This window comes from Xenorhabdus sp. PR6a (genome assembly GCF_028599065.1).
GTDB lineage: Bacteria > Pseudomonadota > Gammaproteobacteria > Enterobacterales > Enterobacteriaceae > Xenorhabdus > Xenorhabdus doucetiae.
This window is the reverse complement of the sequence record NZ_JAQRFJ010000015.1, coordinates 15,442-29,369: the sequence shown is the minus strand read 5'-3', so window position 1 is coordinate 29,369 and position 13,928 is coordinate 15,442. Positions and strand designations below refer to the sequence as shown.

At 42.1% G+C, this 13,928-nt stretch carries 12 protein-coding genes and 1 pseudogene; 5 read left to right on the top strand and 8 right to left on the bottom strand.

Annotated features, from left to right (window positions below):
• Positions 1–120: 120 nt before the first annotated feature.
• The 3 genes from PSI15_RS06235 to PSI15_RS06225 all read left to right on the top strand — a co-directional run bounded on the left by PSI15_RS06235 (position 121) and on the right by PSI15_RS06225 (position 3,923).
• Positions 121–1,083, top strand: a complete 963-nt coding sequence (locus tag PSI15_RS06235) for a polysaccharide deacetylase family protein (RefSeq protein ID WP_273582776.1) — start codon at positions 121–123, stop codon at positions 1,081–1,083.
• A gap of 27 nt (positions 1,084–1,110) precedes the next feature.
• On the top strand, positions 1,111–2,211 hold the full coding sequence (locus PSI15_RS06230; RefSeq protein ID WP_273582775.1) for a glycosyltransferase family 9 protein: 1,101 nt from the start codon (positions 1,111–1,113) through the stop codon (positions 2,209–2,211).
• 536 nt (positions 2,212–2,747) lie between these two features.
• Positions 2,748–3,923, top strand: a complete 1,176-nt coding sequence (locus tag PSI15_RS06225) for a glycosyltransferase family 4 protein (protein ID WP_273582774.1) — start codon at positions 2,748–2,750, stop codon at positions 3,921–3,923.
• A 209-nt stretch (positions 3,924–4,132) separates the two neighbouring features.
• Here the strand turns inward: PSI15_RS06225 and rfaC are convergent, their stop codons facing one another.
• The 3 genes from rfaC to rfaD are packed head-to-tail and all read right to left on the bottom strand — an operon-like array spanning position 4,133 to position 7,107.
• Positions 4,133–5,107, bottom strand: coding sequence for a lipopolysaccharide heptosyltransferase RfaC (gene rfaC / locus PSI15_RS06220; RefSeq protein WP_273582773.1), 975 nt, complete (start codon positions 5,105–5,107; stop codon positions 4,133–4,135).
• Positions 5,107–6,159 carry an ADP-heptose--LPS heptosyltransferase RfaF gene (gene rfaF, locus PSI15_RS06215; RefSeq protein WP_273582772.1) on the bottom strand — a complete coding sequence of 351 codons (1,053 nt, stop codon included), beginning with the start codon at positions 6,157–6,159 and terminating at the stop codon, positions 5,107–5,109. Before rfaF ends, rfaC begins: the two co-directional genes overlap by 1 nt.
• A gap of 9 nt (positions 6,160–6,168) precedes the next feature.
• Positions 6,169–7,107: an ADP-glyceromanno-heptose 6-epimerase gene (gene rfaD, locus PSI15_RS06210; protein WP_273582771.1), complete on the bottom strand. Its 939-nt coding sequence runs from the start codon at positions 7,105–7,107 to the stop codon at positions 6,169–6,171.
• 249 nt (positions 7,108–7,356) lie between these two features.
• On the opposite strand from rfaD, the gene kbl reads away from it, so the two are divergent.
• Both kbl and tdh read left to right on the top strand, forming a co-directional pair.
• Positions 7,357–8,553: a glycine C-acetyltransferase gene (kbl, locus tag PSI15_RS06205; RefSeq protein ID WP_273582770.1), complete on the top strand. Its 1,197-nt coding sequence runs from the start codon at positions 7,357–7,359 to the stop codon at positions 8,551–8,553.
• Positions 8,554–8,562: 9 nt separating this feature from the next.
• The gene (gene tdh / locus PSI15_RS06200) at positions 8,563–9,588 is read left to right on the top strand and encodes an L-threonine 3-dehydrogenase (RefSeq protein WP_273582769.1); all 1,026 of its coding nucleotides are present in this window, start codon (positions 8,563–8,565) and stop codon (positions 9,586–9,588) included.
• A 3-nt stretch (positions 9,589–9,591) separates the two neighbouring features.
• On the opposite strand, the gene PSI15_RS06195 is transcribed toward tdh, so the two are convergent.
• The 5 genes and pseudogenes from PSI15_RS06195 to PSI15_RS06175 form a co-directional block, all read right to left on the bottom strand.
• Entirely contained in the window at positions 9,592–10,491 is a 900-nt protein-coding gene (locus PSI15_RS06195) for a divergent polysaccharide deacetylase family protein (protein WP_273582768.1), read from the bottom strand.
• Between the two features lies 1 nt (position 10,492).
• A complete protein-coding gene (envC, locus tag PSI15_RS06190; protein WP_273582767.1) occupies positions 10,493–11,806 on the bottom strand; it encodes a murein hydrolase activator EnvC in 1,314 nt (437 codons plus the stop codon).
• 123 nt (positions 11,807–11,929) lie between these two features.
• Positions 11,930–12,091: pseudogene (locus PSI15_RS06185) on the bottom strand (helix-turn-helix domain-containing transcriptional regulator); the annotation flags it as partial.
• Positions 12,092–12,101: 10 nt separating this feature from the next.
• Complete coding sequence (locus PSI15_RS06180) at positions 12,102–13,361, bottom strand: type II toxin-antitoxin system HipA family toxin (RefSeq protein ID WP_273582766.1); 1,260 nt, start codon at positions 13,359–13,361, stop codon at positions 12,102–12,104.
• The gene (locus tag PSI15_RS06175) at positions 13,358–13,654 is read right to left on the bottom strand and encodes a helix-turn-helix domain-containing protein (RefSeq protein WP_273582765.1); all 297 of its coding nucleotides are present in this window, start codon (positions 13,652–13,654) and stop codon (positions 13,358–13,360) included. The genes PSI15_RS06180 and PSI15_RS06175 overlap by 4 nt, the downstream gene beginning before the upstream one ends.
• Positions 13,655–13,928: the final 274 nt, after the last annotated feature.

Genomic DNA, 13,928 nt, shown 5'->3' with positions numbered 1-13,928 from the left:
ATCTTTAAGGACACCAACCAAAGTTACGTTGGTTTGATAATTAGGATTCTCTAATTGCGCTCTTTGTTTGCTATGCGTACCATTAGAACAACTATTATTATCACATTTTGGTGCATATCAATGTCATTACCGGCTTTTATTATCACGATCGACACAGAAGGTGATGATCTGTGGAAAAATAGTGATCAGATCTCAACAAAAAACACGCAGTATTTGCCGAGATTTCAGCATCTCTGTGAGCGTTTCGGATTCAAACCTGTTTGGCTGACTAACTATGAGATGGCAATGGATGATGGTTATATCGAATTCGCTCAAGACGTGATAGCCAGAAATACGGGTGAAATTGGGATGCATTTGCATGCCTGGAATAGTCCCCCTATTGTTCCTCTCACTGATGATGATATGCGTTACAAGCCATATCTGATTGAATATCCCAGAGATCAGATTAAAGCCAAAATTGATTTGATGACTAATCTTTTGGAAGATAAGCTGCAGACTAAGATGTTGAGCCATCGTTCTGGACGCTGGGCATTTAACGAATATTATGCACAGTTGCTACTTGAGTATGGATATCAGGTAGATTGCTCTGTTACTCCAAAAGTTAACTGGCAGTTGACCAAAGGCAATCCTAATGGAAATGGTGGGACAGATTATCGCCATTTTCCAGCTTATGCTTATTTTATGGATTTGCAGGATATTGCCAAAGAAGGTGATTCTTCATTATTGCAAGTCCCGATGAGTATTCAATATAAGCACTCTGCGATGATGAATTTTATTAAGCAGAAATATGATCGATTGAGAGGAAAACAACGTTCTCCATCGGTTAACTGGTTGCGACCAAAAGGTGGGAATTTGGCGCAGATGAAAACAGTTATTCAGCAAACTTTAGCGAATGGCAGTGATTACGTTGAGTTTATGTTACATTCATCTGAATTTATGCCGGGAGGGAGTCCAACATTTAAGAGTGAAGAACAGATTGAACAGCTTTATCGCGATTTGGAAGGGTTGTTTGAATTTTTAAAACCTTTGGTGAAAGGGATGACGTTGGCTGAGTATTATCGGATGAAATTCATAAATCAATAATAAAAACTTATAACTAAAAGGCATTAAATGGAAAAGTATTTTAAACACAAATTAGTCGATCTTTTTTTAAAGGTTTATACAAAGAAGCTAGATTTCACTCAATCAAGAGTTGAATTTAATGACTTAGAAGAGAAAAACTTCTCAAATATAATCATTTATTCCACTACTGCTCTGGGTGATTTCTTGATGAATACACCTGCAATACATGCTATAAGGAACAGATTTAAAGATGCTTTTATTACGTTAATTTGTCATCAAAATTTTAAATCATATCTTGAACATGGTACTGATTGGGATAAAATTATTACATGGAATAACAAAGTAAACCATATACCCAACTTATTAAAAGAAATAAAAAAATCAGGAACGCCGGATCTTGCAGTGATACTGCACTCACATAATCCGTATGATTATTTGAGCGCCATCATGTCTGGTGCTAAATTTGTATTTAGAGATAATTATAACGAAAATAAATTAATTGAAAAATGGTTAACTAACTATGTTGATTCATTTAGGGGACATGTAATTCAACGGAAGCTTGAGTTAATAAAACCATTGGGATGTGAAACAACATCAAAATCCTGTATTGAAATGCGAACTCCACGTAGAGTTAATTCAATTAAGAAAAACAATATACATATTGGCTTTCAAATGGGAGCATCTTCATCTGAACGTTGTTGGCCTGTGAAAAACTTTGTTCGGGTTGCATCTCAGATTTTAAATAGTGATAATACTGCACGAATAGTATTAATAGGGGCACCTAACGATATATATTTGCAACAAGAATTCATGGAATTATTATCAAGTAAATATCATAGCAGGATTGATCAACTTATTGGAAAAACAACACTAATAGAGTTAACGCAAAAAATAAATAAATTAGATTTACTTGTTACTGGTGATACGGGACCTATGCACATAGCTATTGCTCTAAAGGTACCTACAATTAGCCTATTTGTGACCGCTGTTCCATATGCTACTGGGCCTTACCAAGATCCTGAGCTTCATAAGGTAATATTAGGTGCAGTTATGCCACTGAACTATAAAATTCATTCGCATATTATGGATGTTATATCTCCAGATAAGGTAATATCTGAAATTAATACTATTTTGCATAACAGGGAATAAAAAGTAAATTTTAAAGACAGTAGGTTAATTTGAGAAATCTTTTTTCAACGAAGAAGCATAGCCTATGTGTAGTAGAACGACTTATTGGTGCAGTTTATTAGATATCAAATCTTGATTGTTTACATATTCATCAAATGATATAACTGTATTGATATTATAAAATTTCTCTCATTACGTTTTTACAGGTAATGGTTAATTGTTGTCATCAAAAAATTTGTATTATCAATTGTTGGACAAGAGATTAAATATCTATTATTATTTAATTATTTTATAAATAAAATGTTGAGCTAAATTAATAATAGGAATGTGCTAATGTAACCATTTTGTTTATTAACCATTGTTATCTAGATAAGATACTCCTTATAGACTAGACTGTCAGGTAAGAAATGTTTATGTTCACGATAACTCCATCATATACTTCTATCGACAAGATAATATTATTCTCTTATGTTATGGAGTATATTTTTAGTTCAGAGGGATCAATGATCTCTTTTTCTCGGATTAGTCAAAGAATATAAAGATAGAGAGGTTTTTTAATGAATATAGTTGATAAAAGTAAAATTAAAGTAGGATTGATTGTTGACGAATTTTTTGGTGCTGTAAATACTAGATTCGGAGGATATGGTTATTTAGCACGTAATTACATAGCAAAATATGTGCCAAATAAAGAAATTGAAATTGAAATATTGTTAGGAAAAGGGAAAAGTCATTTCTTTGCAGAGGAATATAAAGCAGATGATGTCACTCTTTATAGGTTGCCACGTAGAAAATGGTTTGCACGTCAATGGCTAAAAAATAAAAATTATGACATTTATTTTAGCGTTGAGTTAACCTATGATCATATTTTAGAAAATGAACCAAATAAAGATAAGAGACTAATATTATGGATTCAAGATCCTCGTCCAATGTATGAATGGGACGAAATTTTTACTGTAAAACTTTTTCCCGAAACGTCTTATTATAATCAAAAAATATACGATTTGGTTAACTCTTGGTATAAACAAGATAGAGTTAAATTTATATCTCAGGCATATTGTTTGAATGACAAAGCAAAAGATCTGTATAAATTAGATTCAGATGTTGAGATTGAATTTGTTCCAAATCCTATCGACATTGATGAGGAATTTGATGTAACTACCCATAATAAGAAGAACATGATTATATTCTTAGGACGAATTGCATCCGTAAAACGTGGCTGGTTATTTTGTGAAATTGCAAAAAAAATGCCTGAATATGATTTTTATGTTTTAGGTAAAATATATAGAGAAGATGATAAAAATCATGAAATAATGAAAAATTATCAAAATATTAACAATTTACATTTTACTGGTCATATTGAGGGAGAGCAGAAAGATGCATTTTTACGTGATGCAAAAATTTTAGTTAATACTTCAATTCATGAAGCTTTACCAGTTTCTTTTCTTGAAGCATTATCATTTGGTACTTTACTTGTTAGTAATCGTAATCCTGATAGCTTAACGTCAAAATTTGGAATTCATGTGGGTGATGTTTTAGGTGATGGATTTGATAAAGTTGACTTATTTGTCTCGGCGATTTATGAATTAATGCAGGATGAAGTAAGAAGAAATAATCTTGCGAAGCAGGCTGTTAATTATATTAAAAGTTACCATAATAATGATAATTTTGTTTCTAAAATTCACCAGATTATTAAAGATGAAGTAAGAAGCTCAAGTTCTAAAGGTAGTGTTTAGACATTATCTTTGCTCTTTTTGAATACAAAAAGCTACCTGAATAAAAGGTGGCTTTTTGCTTTAAACTGTTTCCTAAAATTGTAATCAATTATGGAAGTAAATAATTTTAGGAGGAGGAACTAAGTGTCCAAAACCCGATTAAGGCTTTTGCTAAAGAAAACAAATAATGGAGATTGAATATATATATCTGCATAATATCTAAATCTACTTTATCTTGAAAGTGCTAAAACCTCCGGCAAGAGCAACATAACCTCCGACGGTATAATACCTCCCATTGTATTATCCACCGATTTCAGGGGATGTTGCTCTTTCCCATACCCGCCAATTAAACCCGGATCGGTCGGCCCAAATAGCGTAATGTTGGGTCGATCAAGGGCTGCCGTAAGATGGCTTAATCCTGTATCAACCGAAACCACTGCTTTGGCTCCCGCCAGAACGTGTGCGATTTCAGCCAATGTCAGTTTCGGCAGCACATCAACGTGAGAAAAACCCTCAGCCAGCCTGAGTGCCCGCTGGTGTTCGTGCTCTGTACCCCAAGGCAGTTTGATACGCACCCCGGTGGGTGCGATATCTGCGATAAGTTGTCGCCAATGGTCTTCAGGCCAATGTTTTTCATCGCGCGTGGTTGCATGGAGAAAAACCAGATAGGGGCGCTGGTAACAGTTTTCCTTACGCAAAAAATGGCGGGCTATAGCATAATCACCGTGTCCTGACGGTTTTTTATAGCCCAAACTATCGGCAAATAAATCCCGGATGCGTTCAACCGCATGTTGTTGTTTGCTGACAGAATGGCAATGGTCGTAGAAGACGCTGGCGATGGGTTCACGGATGCTTTTTCTGTCGTAACCATGCTTTGAACCAGAGGCCAAGCGAGTGACCAAAAAAGCGCTTTTTAACAGGCCTTGGGCGTCAATGATGGCGTCATATTGGTGTTGTTGCAGTTGTTGCCTGAATTGGGCTCGTTCTTCACGAATATCTTTCCTGAACCAATTTTTTCGCCAGCGGCGGATCGCCACAGGGATCACATTTTCGACCGCATTGTGCCAGGTTGGAATTTGCGCAAATCCTTCTTCCACCACCCAATCAAATTGGATATCAGGAACATGCTGTTTCGCATCGGTTAATGCCGGCAGAGTATGTAACACATCTCCCATGGAAGAGGTTTTTACCAATAAAACACGCATTACTTTTGGCTCTCCGCCTGTAGCAGTTTCTCTAATGAAGCTAAAACCGTTTCAGGTTGAATATCAATCAGACTTTGGTGATAGCCACCGTCACGGTCACCTTTGCGGATTTTATGATAGCCAGTAATCAGGCGGATCACTTCCGCTTTATTTGAGAGAGGAGGCGTAAAATCCGGGCTACTGGGGCCATATAGTGCGACTAAAGGACGGTTTAAGGCGGCTGCCACATGCATCAAACCTGAATCGTTGGTGACGACAGAATCGCAGGCCGCAATCAGATTGACGGCTTGCTCAAGTGACGTTTTCCCGGCCAAATTAAGGCAATCTTCGCGGGCATCATCGCTTAAAAGTGCCCGAATATCTTCACCCGCTTGATGATCTTTGGCGGAGCCAAACAGCAAAATTTGATAGCCTTTTTGGCTGATTAACTGCTCGGCGAGGGCAGCATAGTGATAATGTGGCCAGCGTTTGGCGGGGCCGAATTCGGCACCGGGGCAGAAACCAATCATCGGGCGGTGATCCGCAATATTAAAGGCTGAGGTCGATTCCGCAATATCTTCGTCATCGACACTTAATTGCGGCCATAACAAAGGTTGTGGAAGATCATCAGCACTACGCAGGTTTTTCCCTTCATAGGCGAGGGCGGCATAACGTTGAACCATCAGTGGAAAAGCAGGCTTATTCAGGACCCGGAGGTCATTCAGTAACCCGTAACGCATTTCACCGCGCCAGCCTGTACGCAGCGGGATATTGGCGAAGAAAGGAACCAGTGCAGATTTGAATGAGTTGGGCAAGATATAGGCTCGATCGTATCTGTTTTCCCGCAATGCGTGACCAAGGCGGCGGCGCTCACCCAAAGCAAGGGCTCCATGACCCAGCGGCATGGCTACCGCCTGATTCACTTCCGGCATCTTTGCCAATAATGGGCGGCACCATGCCGGTGCCATCACATCAATTTCTGCATCGGGGTACAAAGCCTTCAAAGTACGGTAGAGGCTTTGTGACATCATCATGTCGCCCACCCATGATGGGCCGATCACCAATATCTTCATAGACGTCGATTAATTATCCTGATTGAGCCATTGCATATATTCAGCGACACCTTCGGCGACCGTCTTGAACGGTTCTTTATAACCCGCAGCTCGCAGTTTGGTCAGATCGGCTTGCGTGAAACTCTGGTAACGGCCTTTTAATTTTTCCGGAAAATCGATGTATTCCACCACCGGGGATGTTGCTTGATGGAATGTCATCACCGCGTCTGCCACCGCCTGAAAAGATTCAGCGCGGCCGGTTCCGCAGTTAAAAATGCCGGAAACGCCATTTTTCCAGAACCACAGATTAACGGCGGCAACATCACCGACATAGATAAAATCGCGGCAGAAATTTTCGCTGCCGGCAAATAACTTCGGATTCTGTCCCTGATGGATCTGATTGTTCAAATGGTAGGCAACACTGGCCATGCTGCCTTTATGCCCTTCGCGCGGCCCGTAGACATTGAAATAACGGAAGCCACAAACTTGAGAGTCCGCGTGAGGCAAAATATCGCGCACATACTGGTCAAACAGGAACTTGGAGTAGCCATAAACATTGAGCGGTTTTTCATACTGACGCTCTTCAATGAAATTGTCACTGCGGCCACCGTAAGTCGCAGCAGAAGAGGCATACAGGAACGGAATTTGACGTTCAAGGCAATAATGCAGGATATCTTTGGAGTACTGATAATTATTGTCCATCATATACTTACCATCCCATTCGGTGGTGGATGAGCAAGCACCTTCATGGAAAATGGCATCAATATCACTCAAATCATCACCCGCAACGATGCTGGCAATGAAATCTTCCTTATCCATGTAATCGGTGATGTCCAAATCAACCAAATTGACAAACTTTGTGCCGTCTTTCAGGTTATCAACAACCAGAATATCCTTATAGCCTTCGTCATTCAGTGCCTTGACAATATTGCTGCCAATAAACCCTGCGCCACCCGTGACAATAATCATTTGGCTCACCTCTAAATAGTCAGTTCATTTCATCTATTGGGTCGATCTTTGCAGCGTATAATAGCATTTAACCCTACTGACGACAGCAGCTTAAACAGGAGAATATCGTGAAACCTTGCCGCATGTCAGTCTCTAAGCCGTGATCCGCTTTACAAAGTTGATATTATCTTTCTGGTCGTGTCGTCACTGGCCGAATCTGTCAGTAAAATGCATCAGCCTTTCACTTAGTTAGGGAATCAGGAGAGCAAAATGTCAGCATCGTTTTATCAGAAAATTAATGAACAGTTGGAGCAAACCCGTTCTGAAGGGTTGTTCAAAAATGAGCGTATTATCACTTCTGCCCAAAATGCCAATATTGCGGTTGCTGAGGGTAATCAGGTTGTTAATTTTTGTGCCAATAACTATTTAGGTTTGGCGAATCATCCCGACCTGATCGCGGCGGCAAAAGCCGGCATGGATAGCCACGGTTTTGGGATGGCATCCGTTCGCTTTATCTGTGGGACGCAAGATGCCCATAAAGAATTAGAAAATAAGATCGCTGAATTTTTGGGGATGGAAGACGCCATTCTGTACTCCTCGTGCTTTGATGCAAACGGCGGTCTGTTTGAAACCCTGTTTGGGCCAGAAGATGCCATTATCTCTGATGCCCTGAACCATGCCTCCATTATTGATGGTATCCGTTTATGCAAGGCGAAACGTTACCGCTATGCCAATAACGATATGCAAGAATTAAAGACCCGTTTGGAACAGGCAAAAGCCGAAGGTGCGCAAAATATCCTGATCGCAACGGACGGGGTATTTTCCATGGATGGCGTTATTGCCGACCTGAAATCCATCTGTGATTTGGCGGATGAATTTGGTGCGCTGGTCATGGTGGATGATTCCCATGCGGTGGGTTTTGTGGGTCAGCAGGGTCGCGGCACCCATGAATATTGTGATGTGATGGGGCGTGTTGACATCATCACCGGTACGCTGGGTAAGGCGCTGGGTGGCGCATCGGGGGGTTATATTGCGGCGCGCAAAGAAGTGGTTGAGTGGTTGCGCCAGCGTTCACGCCCATACCTGTTCTCCAACTCGCTGGCTCCTGCCATTGTCGCGGCATCAATCAAGGTGCTGGATATGCTGAAAAATGGCGATGATCTGCGTGAGCGTCTCTGGAAAAATGCGAATTTGTTCCGTGAGAAAATGACAGCGGCAGGTTTCACGCTGGCAGGGGCGGATCATGCCATTATCCCGGTGATGTTGGGAGATGCGAAACTGGCACAGGCATTCGCCGCAGAACTCTTGAAAGACGGTATTTATGTGATTGGGTTCTTCTACCCGGTTGTGCCTAAAGGCCAGGCGCGTATCCGAACCCAGATTTCTGCCGCGCATACTGAAGAGCAGATTGAACATGTGGTGGCGGCATTTACACGCATTGGCAAGCAACTGAATGTCATTGCTTAAGGTATCATTATGAAAGCATTATCTAAATTAAAGCCAGAGGAAGGTATCTGGATGACCGAGGTGCCCGCACCAGAACTTGGGCACAACGATGTGATGATTAAAATCCGTAAGACGGCCATTTGTGGGACGGATGTTCACATTTATAACTGGGATGATTGGTCGCAAAAAACCATCCCGGTTCCGATGGTCGTCGGGCACGAATATGTGGGTGAAGTCGTTGCCATGGGGCAGGAGGTAAAAGGGTTCAAGGTAGGTGATCGTGTATCCGGCGAAGGCCATATCACTTGTGGTCACTGTCGTAACTGCCGTGGTGGGCGTACCCATTTATGCCGCAATACCACAGGCGTTGGTGTGAACCGTGAAGGCGCTTTTGCTGAATATCTGGTTATTCCCGCCTTTAATGCGTTTAAAATTCCCGACAATATTCCCGATGAGCTGGCCGCGATTTTTGATCCCTTCGGCAACGCGGTACATACCGCGCTCTCTTTTGATTTGGTGGGCGAAGATGTACTGGTATCCGGCGCTGGCCCTATCGGGATTATGGCGGCAGCGGTGTGTAAGCATGTCGGCGCCCGTCATGTCGTGATTACCGATGTGAATGAATATCGGCTTGAACTGGCTCGCAAAATGGGCGTGACCCGTGCGGTGAATGTCAGCAAAGAAAAATTGACGGATGTGATGGCCGAGCTGGGCATGACGGAAGGTTTTGATGTCGGTTTAGAGATGTCAGGAGCGCCACCGGCTTTCCGTACTTTGCTTGATACGATGAATCACGGCGGACGTATCGCTTTGTTGGGCATCCCTCCCTCCGATATGGCGATAGACTGGAATCAGGTCATCTTTAAGGGACTCTTTATCAAGGGCATCTACGGGCGTGAGATGTTCGAGACATGGTACAAGATGGCGGCCTTAATCCAGTCTGGCCTGGATTTGTCCCCGATTATTACTCACCAGTTCCCGATTGATGATTACCAGAAAGGCTTTGATGTCATGCGATCAGGGCAATCGGGCAAAGTTATCCTGAATTGGGATTAAACGTTATACAGTGCGCCTTGGGTTTTGGGCGCCTGCTTGATTACCCCAAAGTTTCTGCATATACCGGTTTAAAGTATTAAACAGGGCATTGTCAGATAATATCTTTTTTACCCTCTTGAGCGCTTCCCATTGCGTTTCCGGCACAGGCTTTGTTTCACGGGGCTTGATGCCGTTGCGCGCAGTTTGATCACCGTTCAACAACATGCCGGGTGTGACCAGTTCAATATCATCGGGTAATCTCGCAAGTGCGTGCTGTAGGGCACGCATCGTGGTGGGATGCGGGTGCCCAATGGCGACGGCAGAACCTTGCCTGCGGGCGAGGGTGATAGCACGGTTAAGTTGATGCCGTGTTTCGGCTTCGGTTTGAATATTGTCTAAAAAAACATTGCGGCGCAGCACAGGGACAGGCGTTCCCATTGCGGCTTTGGTCACTTGTGTATTGCCGATTGTCACACTGTCCAGAAAATAGAGTCGGCTCTGGGATAGCACCTGCATGACCTTTTCCATGCTCCTGAGGTTAGAGGTCATGGCGCTGCCCATGTGATTATTCATCCCAACCGCGTGGGGCACTTTCTGGATCGCATCCTGCATAATACGGGCAATTTCTTCCCTGTTCATGGCCGGATGGAGGGTATTTTTCTCCAGCGGTTGCTGGCTTAATGGTGCCATTGGCAGGTGGATTAAAATCTCCCGCCCCTGCTGATGAGCCTTTTCCGCTATTTTCCTGCCATACGGGGAATTGGGCAGGATGGCGATCGAAACCGCAACCGGCAGTTGTAATAGCTTATTGTCTTCATTAACACGATAGCCAACATCATCAATGACGATGGCTAAACGTGCCGCTTGCGTATTAAAAGTAAACAGTAATAATGTGAAGCATAACAGAGACCATATCTTCGCCATCCTATTTTCCTAACCACGGTAATGGGTTAACCGCCCGGCCCTGACGGCGGATTTCAAAGTACAGTGAAGGCTGTTGTTGCCCGCCGCTGCTGCCAACCAGCGCGATTGGCTGGCCTGCCCTAACTTGTTGCCCAACTTTCACCAGTGTGCTCTGGTTGTAACCGTAAATGCTCATATCTCCTTTACCGTGTTCAAGTACGACCACCAAGCCATAGCCTTGCAGCCAGTCTGCCAGTAATACACGCCCATCCGAGATTGCCCTGACTTCTGTCCCTTCTGCGGCGGAGATAACCACCCCTTTCCAGCGCAACTCACCTTGTATTGCCTCGCCAAAGTTATGGATGACACGACCGCGTACCGGCCATATCGCTTGCCCCGCAGGGCGCCCAAGGCCACCCGTCCGCGCCATTAGCGCACGCTCTTCTTCCGTGGGTTTATAGCGGGCACCTTTTTGTTGCGCTTGTTTCTGCTTAGCGGCAACTTGGGCACGAACGCGAGCCGCTTCACGGGCTTCACGTTCAGCGCGGGCTTTCGCTTCCCGTTCGGCTTTTTCAATCTTATTCCTCAACCGGGCTTCATTTTGCCGAAGCTCTGTAAGGCTTTGTTGAACTTTCTGCAATGAAGACTCAAGTGTCGTTAATGTTTTTTGCCGCGCGGTGCGGGCAATTTCCATCTTTTGTTTTTGCTGTTTTTGGCTGGTCAGTATCTCTTTCTGTTCGCTCTGTTTTTCCAGTTGCAGTTTTTTTTGCTGGTTAAGTTCTTCGGTTGTTTTTTGCAACTTGGCGATAGTTTCCTGACGCGCCTGATTCAAATAACTGTAATAGGCGAGAATACGTTCTTTGCGCTGATTTTCCTGCCCGTTGAGCAATAACTCTAAGCCTTGGTGATTTCCTTGCCGGAATGCCGCATCCAATTGGTTGGCAAGTAATTGACGTTGCTGCTTTTGTTGGGTTTGCAGGTGCTTGATATTGGCATTCAGCGATGAAACTTCGTTTTCCAGTTTATTCAGACGAGTCTGTGTCGTGTGCAGCGAACGCCCCACTTCTGAGATGGTACTTTCTTGTTCTTTTAATTGGTTAACCAGATCAGTACGTTGCTTTTGTTGCTGTTTGACACTTTTCTCTTTCTCAGCAATATCCTGCTGAATATCTTTAAGCTGATTTTTATTGTCTGAAATCTGATTGGCGAAAGTATTTGTACTGAAGCTGAAAAAGGTGAACAACAAAGCAAAGAGAGATAACGCTCTGATTTTATTTTGCTTCTTATATTGTTCCTGCCGATGGTTACGGCTTGTTAGATCCTTATTTTCAGCCATCTTATTCAGTACCCTGCTGCGACATAGCGCCTGATTATTCCATGAGGAATGGTCCCTGACCAGAGAACAGCCTGTTTTTTATCATTAATATAAATTTTAGTAAATTTAGAAAAATCCGCCGTAACCGCTTGCTTCTACAACATGGCGCACTGCCATAAGAAATGCTTCCTGTCCGCCTTCTTCATCCATATCAATCAACGCCTGATGCAGATAATGCCGTGCAAACTCAGGATCTTCACGGAGAAGCTGCACCATTGCATCATCATGTAAACGTGCTTTGGTCATAATTAATCCTTCATTTTTCAAAAAAATCATGATCCCGCTCAAGGGTGTTAAAAATCCCTTTACCTGCATCATAAGGGATTTTTAATCTTTTAAATTCATTTTCCCAATTGGATAACGACTCTAGTGTTTGGTCTATATAATCATCTGCTTTGAGGTACTTATATTCAGAACAAATTTCTTTAATACGTTTTCTTGTTGCTCTTCCTGTATTATTACCGCCAAATCCTGTCGTATGTTCCCCTAATGCGTTTGAAAAAGTTAAATCATAAGCTGGTGATAATACCCATTCTTTTTCTTCATTATGAAGAAATGCAAAGTTCTTTGTGTGATCATCATAATTATGTGATAACGCATTAAAAATCATTAATCTAGCCATCTTCTCTACTTCTTTTGCATTTTTCGTTAATACGTTAGTTAGTTTTAATAAGGTAGGATAGTCCATCGATGGGAATCTGAAGTTAGCATACATAAGTGCAGAAACAGTTATCATGTGAATTTTTCTATTCTGTTGTCTATCAAATCTCTTAGTGGCAAAAAAGTATTCTTTTGTTCCGTCAGGCATATCAACATGAAGCAAGGCAGACTCTGCCATATGAACACCAGCAGTTCTGGCCATTTCAGAATAGACAAATTCTATAGCTCCTGTTTCAACAGCTTCATTTAAAGATCTAAATTTTACAATCCAATGTTCATAGCCTTCAGGTATCGAGCCAAAAGCAGTGGTTGCATGGCGCCCATCAGGTGACAATGCAACCACTGCTTTTGGTCTAGCTCCGCCAGGTGAGCCTCCCGCTAAACGTAATTTAGATAAAACATTCGAAGTCTCACCTTGCTGAACTTTTATAGATTCTTCAAATAATTCTGAGAACTCAAGATACTCCATAGCCTCTGTTTTTTCAGTTTTAGGATGATATTCAAGAGACCCCATGCCACGGTCACCTATATATGCCAGACGGTCCAATGCAGTCATAGCGTGGCACGCCCCATTGCCAAATTTACTGTCAAAAAACCTATCCATCAGCAACATTCCCCAACCATCAGGTAATGAGTCTGCAAAAGGTCCGTGTAATCCCTCAAAAAGCCGGGGATCTTTGGCTAGTTGAGGCTTTTCATCAAAAGCCATAGTCAGAGGTGATAAATTAAACCCTGAAGCTAACCAATTATTATCATAAGTGAAATAAATCCCTTTACCTTGAATCTTGGTAAGCATTCCAACTTTTATACCACTGCACAAAACATCAAGATGCTCTATATGTTTAAATTTGTTCATCTGGTCCCCCTTTGACGTTTGGCGTTGTTTAATTCTTCATATGTACTTAGATATTCAGCCTTAAAAAGACTGGACATCGAACCTAACGCATCTAAATGAGTTGCTAAAAGAATCATTGCCTCTAAAGTAATCGTTCCTTTAGTTTCAAATCTTTTGATCGTGGACTCAGAAACCCCTGACTTTTCAGCTAACGTTTTCCTGGATAAATTTTTGGATAACCTAAGATTTTTGGCATTTTGACCAATATTAGCAGCTAATTCAGATGGTGAATAAAGTAAATGAATAAAAGACATCACTCCTCCAAAACATAAAATAATAGACCTTATAAGACCCATTAAAGGCTAAAAATAAAAATAATGGATCAAATATGAACAATTATATAAAAATAATATCTAGAATAGAGTGTGATTACAACATCCGCGCCCGGATAGGGCAGCGAGAAATCACTAATAAATGAAATATTTCAATGATGCATTACAATCAAGTTGTTCGTGGGGGATTTTTAAATTTTTCTCGAAACTCTCCGCAAAAATGGCACAAATATGCCCGGCATGGGTGCTAATTGGC

Excerpts from the sequence above, each read along its gene's own strand:
- PSI15_RS06235 (WP_273582776.1), top strand. The coding sequence starts at position 121 with ATGTCATTACCGGCTTTTATTATCACGATCGACACAGAAGGTGATGAT.
- PSI15_RS06230 (WP_273582775.1), top strand. The coding sequence starts at position 1,111 with ATGGAAAAGTATTTTAAACACAAATTAGTCGATCTTTTTTTAAAGGTT.
- PSI15_RS06225 (WP_273582774.1), top strand. The coding sequence starts at position 2,748 with ATGAATATAGTTGATAAAAGTAAAATTAAAGTAGGATTGATTGTTGAC.
- rfaC (WP_273582773.1), bottom strand. The coding sequence starts at position 5,107 with ATGCGTGTTTTATTGGTAAAAACCTCTTCCATGGGAGATGTGTTACAT.
- rfaF (WP_273582772.1), bottom strand. The coding sequence starts at position 6,159 with ATGAAGATATTGGTGATCGGCCCATCATGGGTGGGCGACATGATGATG.
- rfaD (WP_273582771.1), bottom strand. The coding sequence starts at position 7,107 with ATGATTATTGTCACGGGTGGCGCAGGGTTTATTGGCAGCAATATTGTC.
- kbl (WP_273582770.1), top strand. The coding sequence starts at position 7,357 with ATGTCAGCATCGTTTTATCAGAAAATTAATGAACAGTTGGAGCAAACC.
- tdh (WP_273582769.1), top strand. The coding sequence starts at position 8,563 with ATGAAAGCATTATCTAAATTAAAGCCAGAGGAAGGTATCTGGATGACC.
- PSI15_RS06195 (WP_273582768.1), bottom strand. The coding sequence starts at position 10,491 with ATGGCGAAGATATGGTCTCTGTTATGCTTCACATTATTACTGTTTACT.
- envC (WP_273582767.1), bottom strand. The coding sequence starts at position 11,806 with ATGGCTGAAAATAAGGATCTAACAAGCCGTAACCATCGGCAGGAACAA.
- PSI15_RS06180 (WP_273582766.1), bottom strand. The coding sequence starts at position 13,361 with ATGAACAAATTTAAACATATAGAGCATCTTGATGTTTTGTGCAGTGGT.
- PSI15_RS06175 (WP_273582765.1), bottom strand. The coding sequence starts at position 13,654 with ATGTCTTTTATTCATTTACTTTATTCACCATCTGAATTAGCTGCTAAT.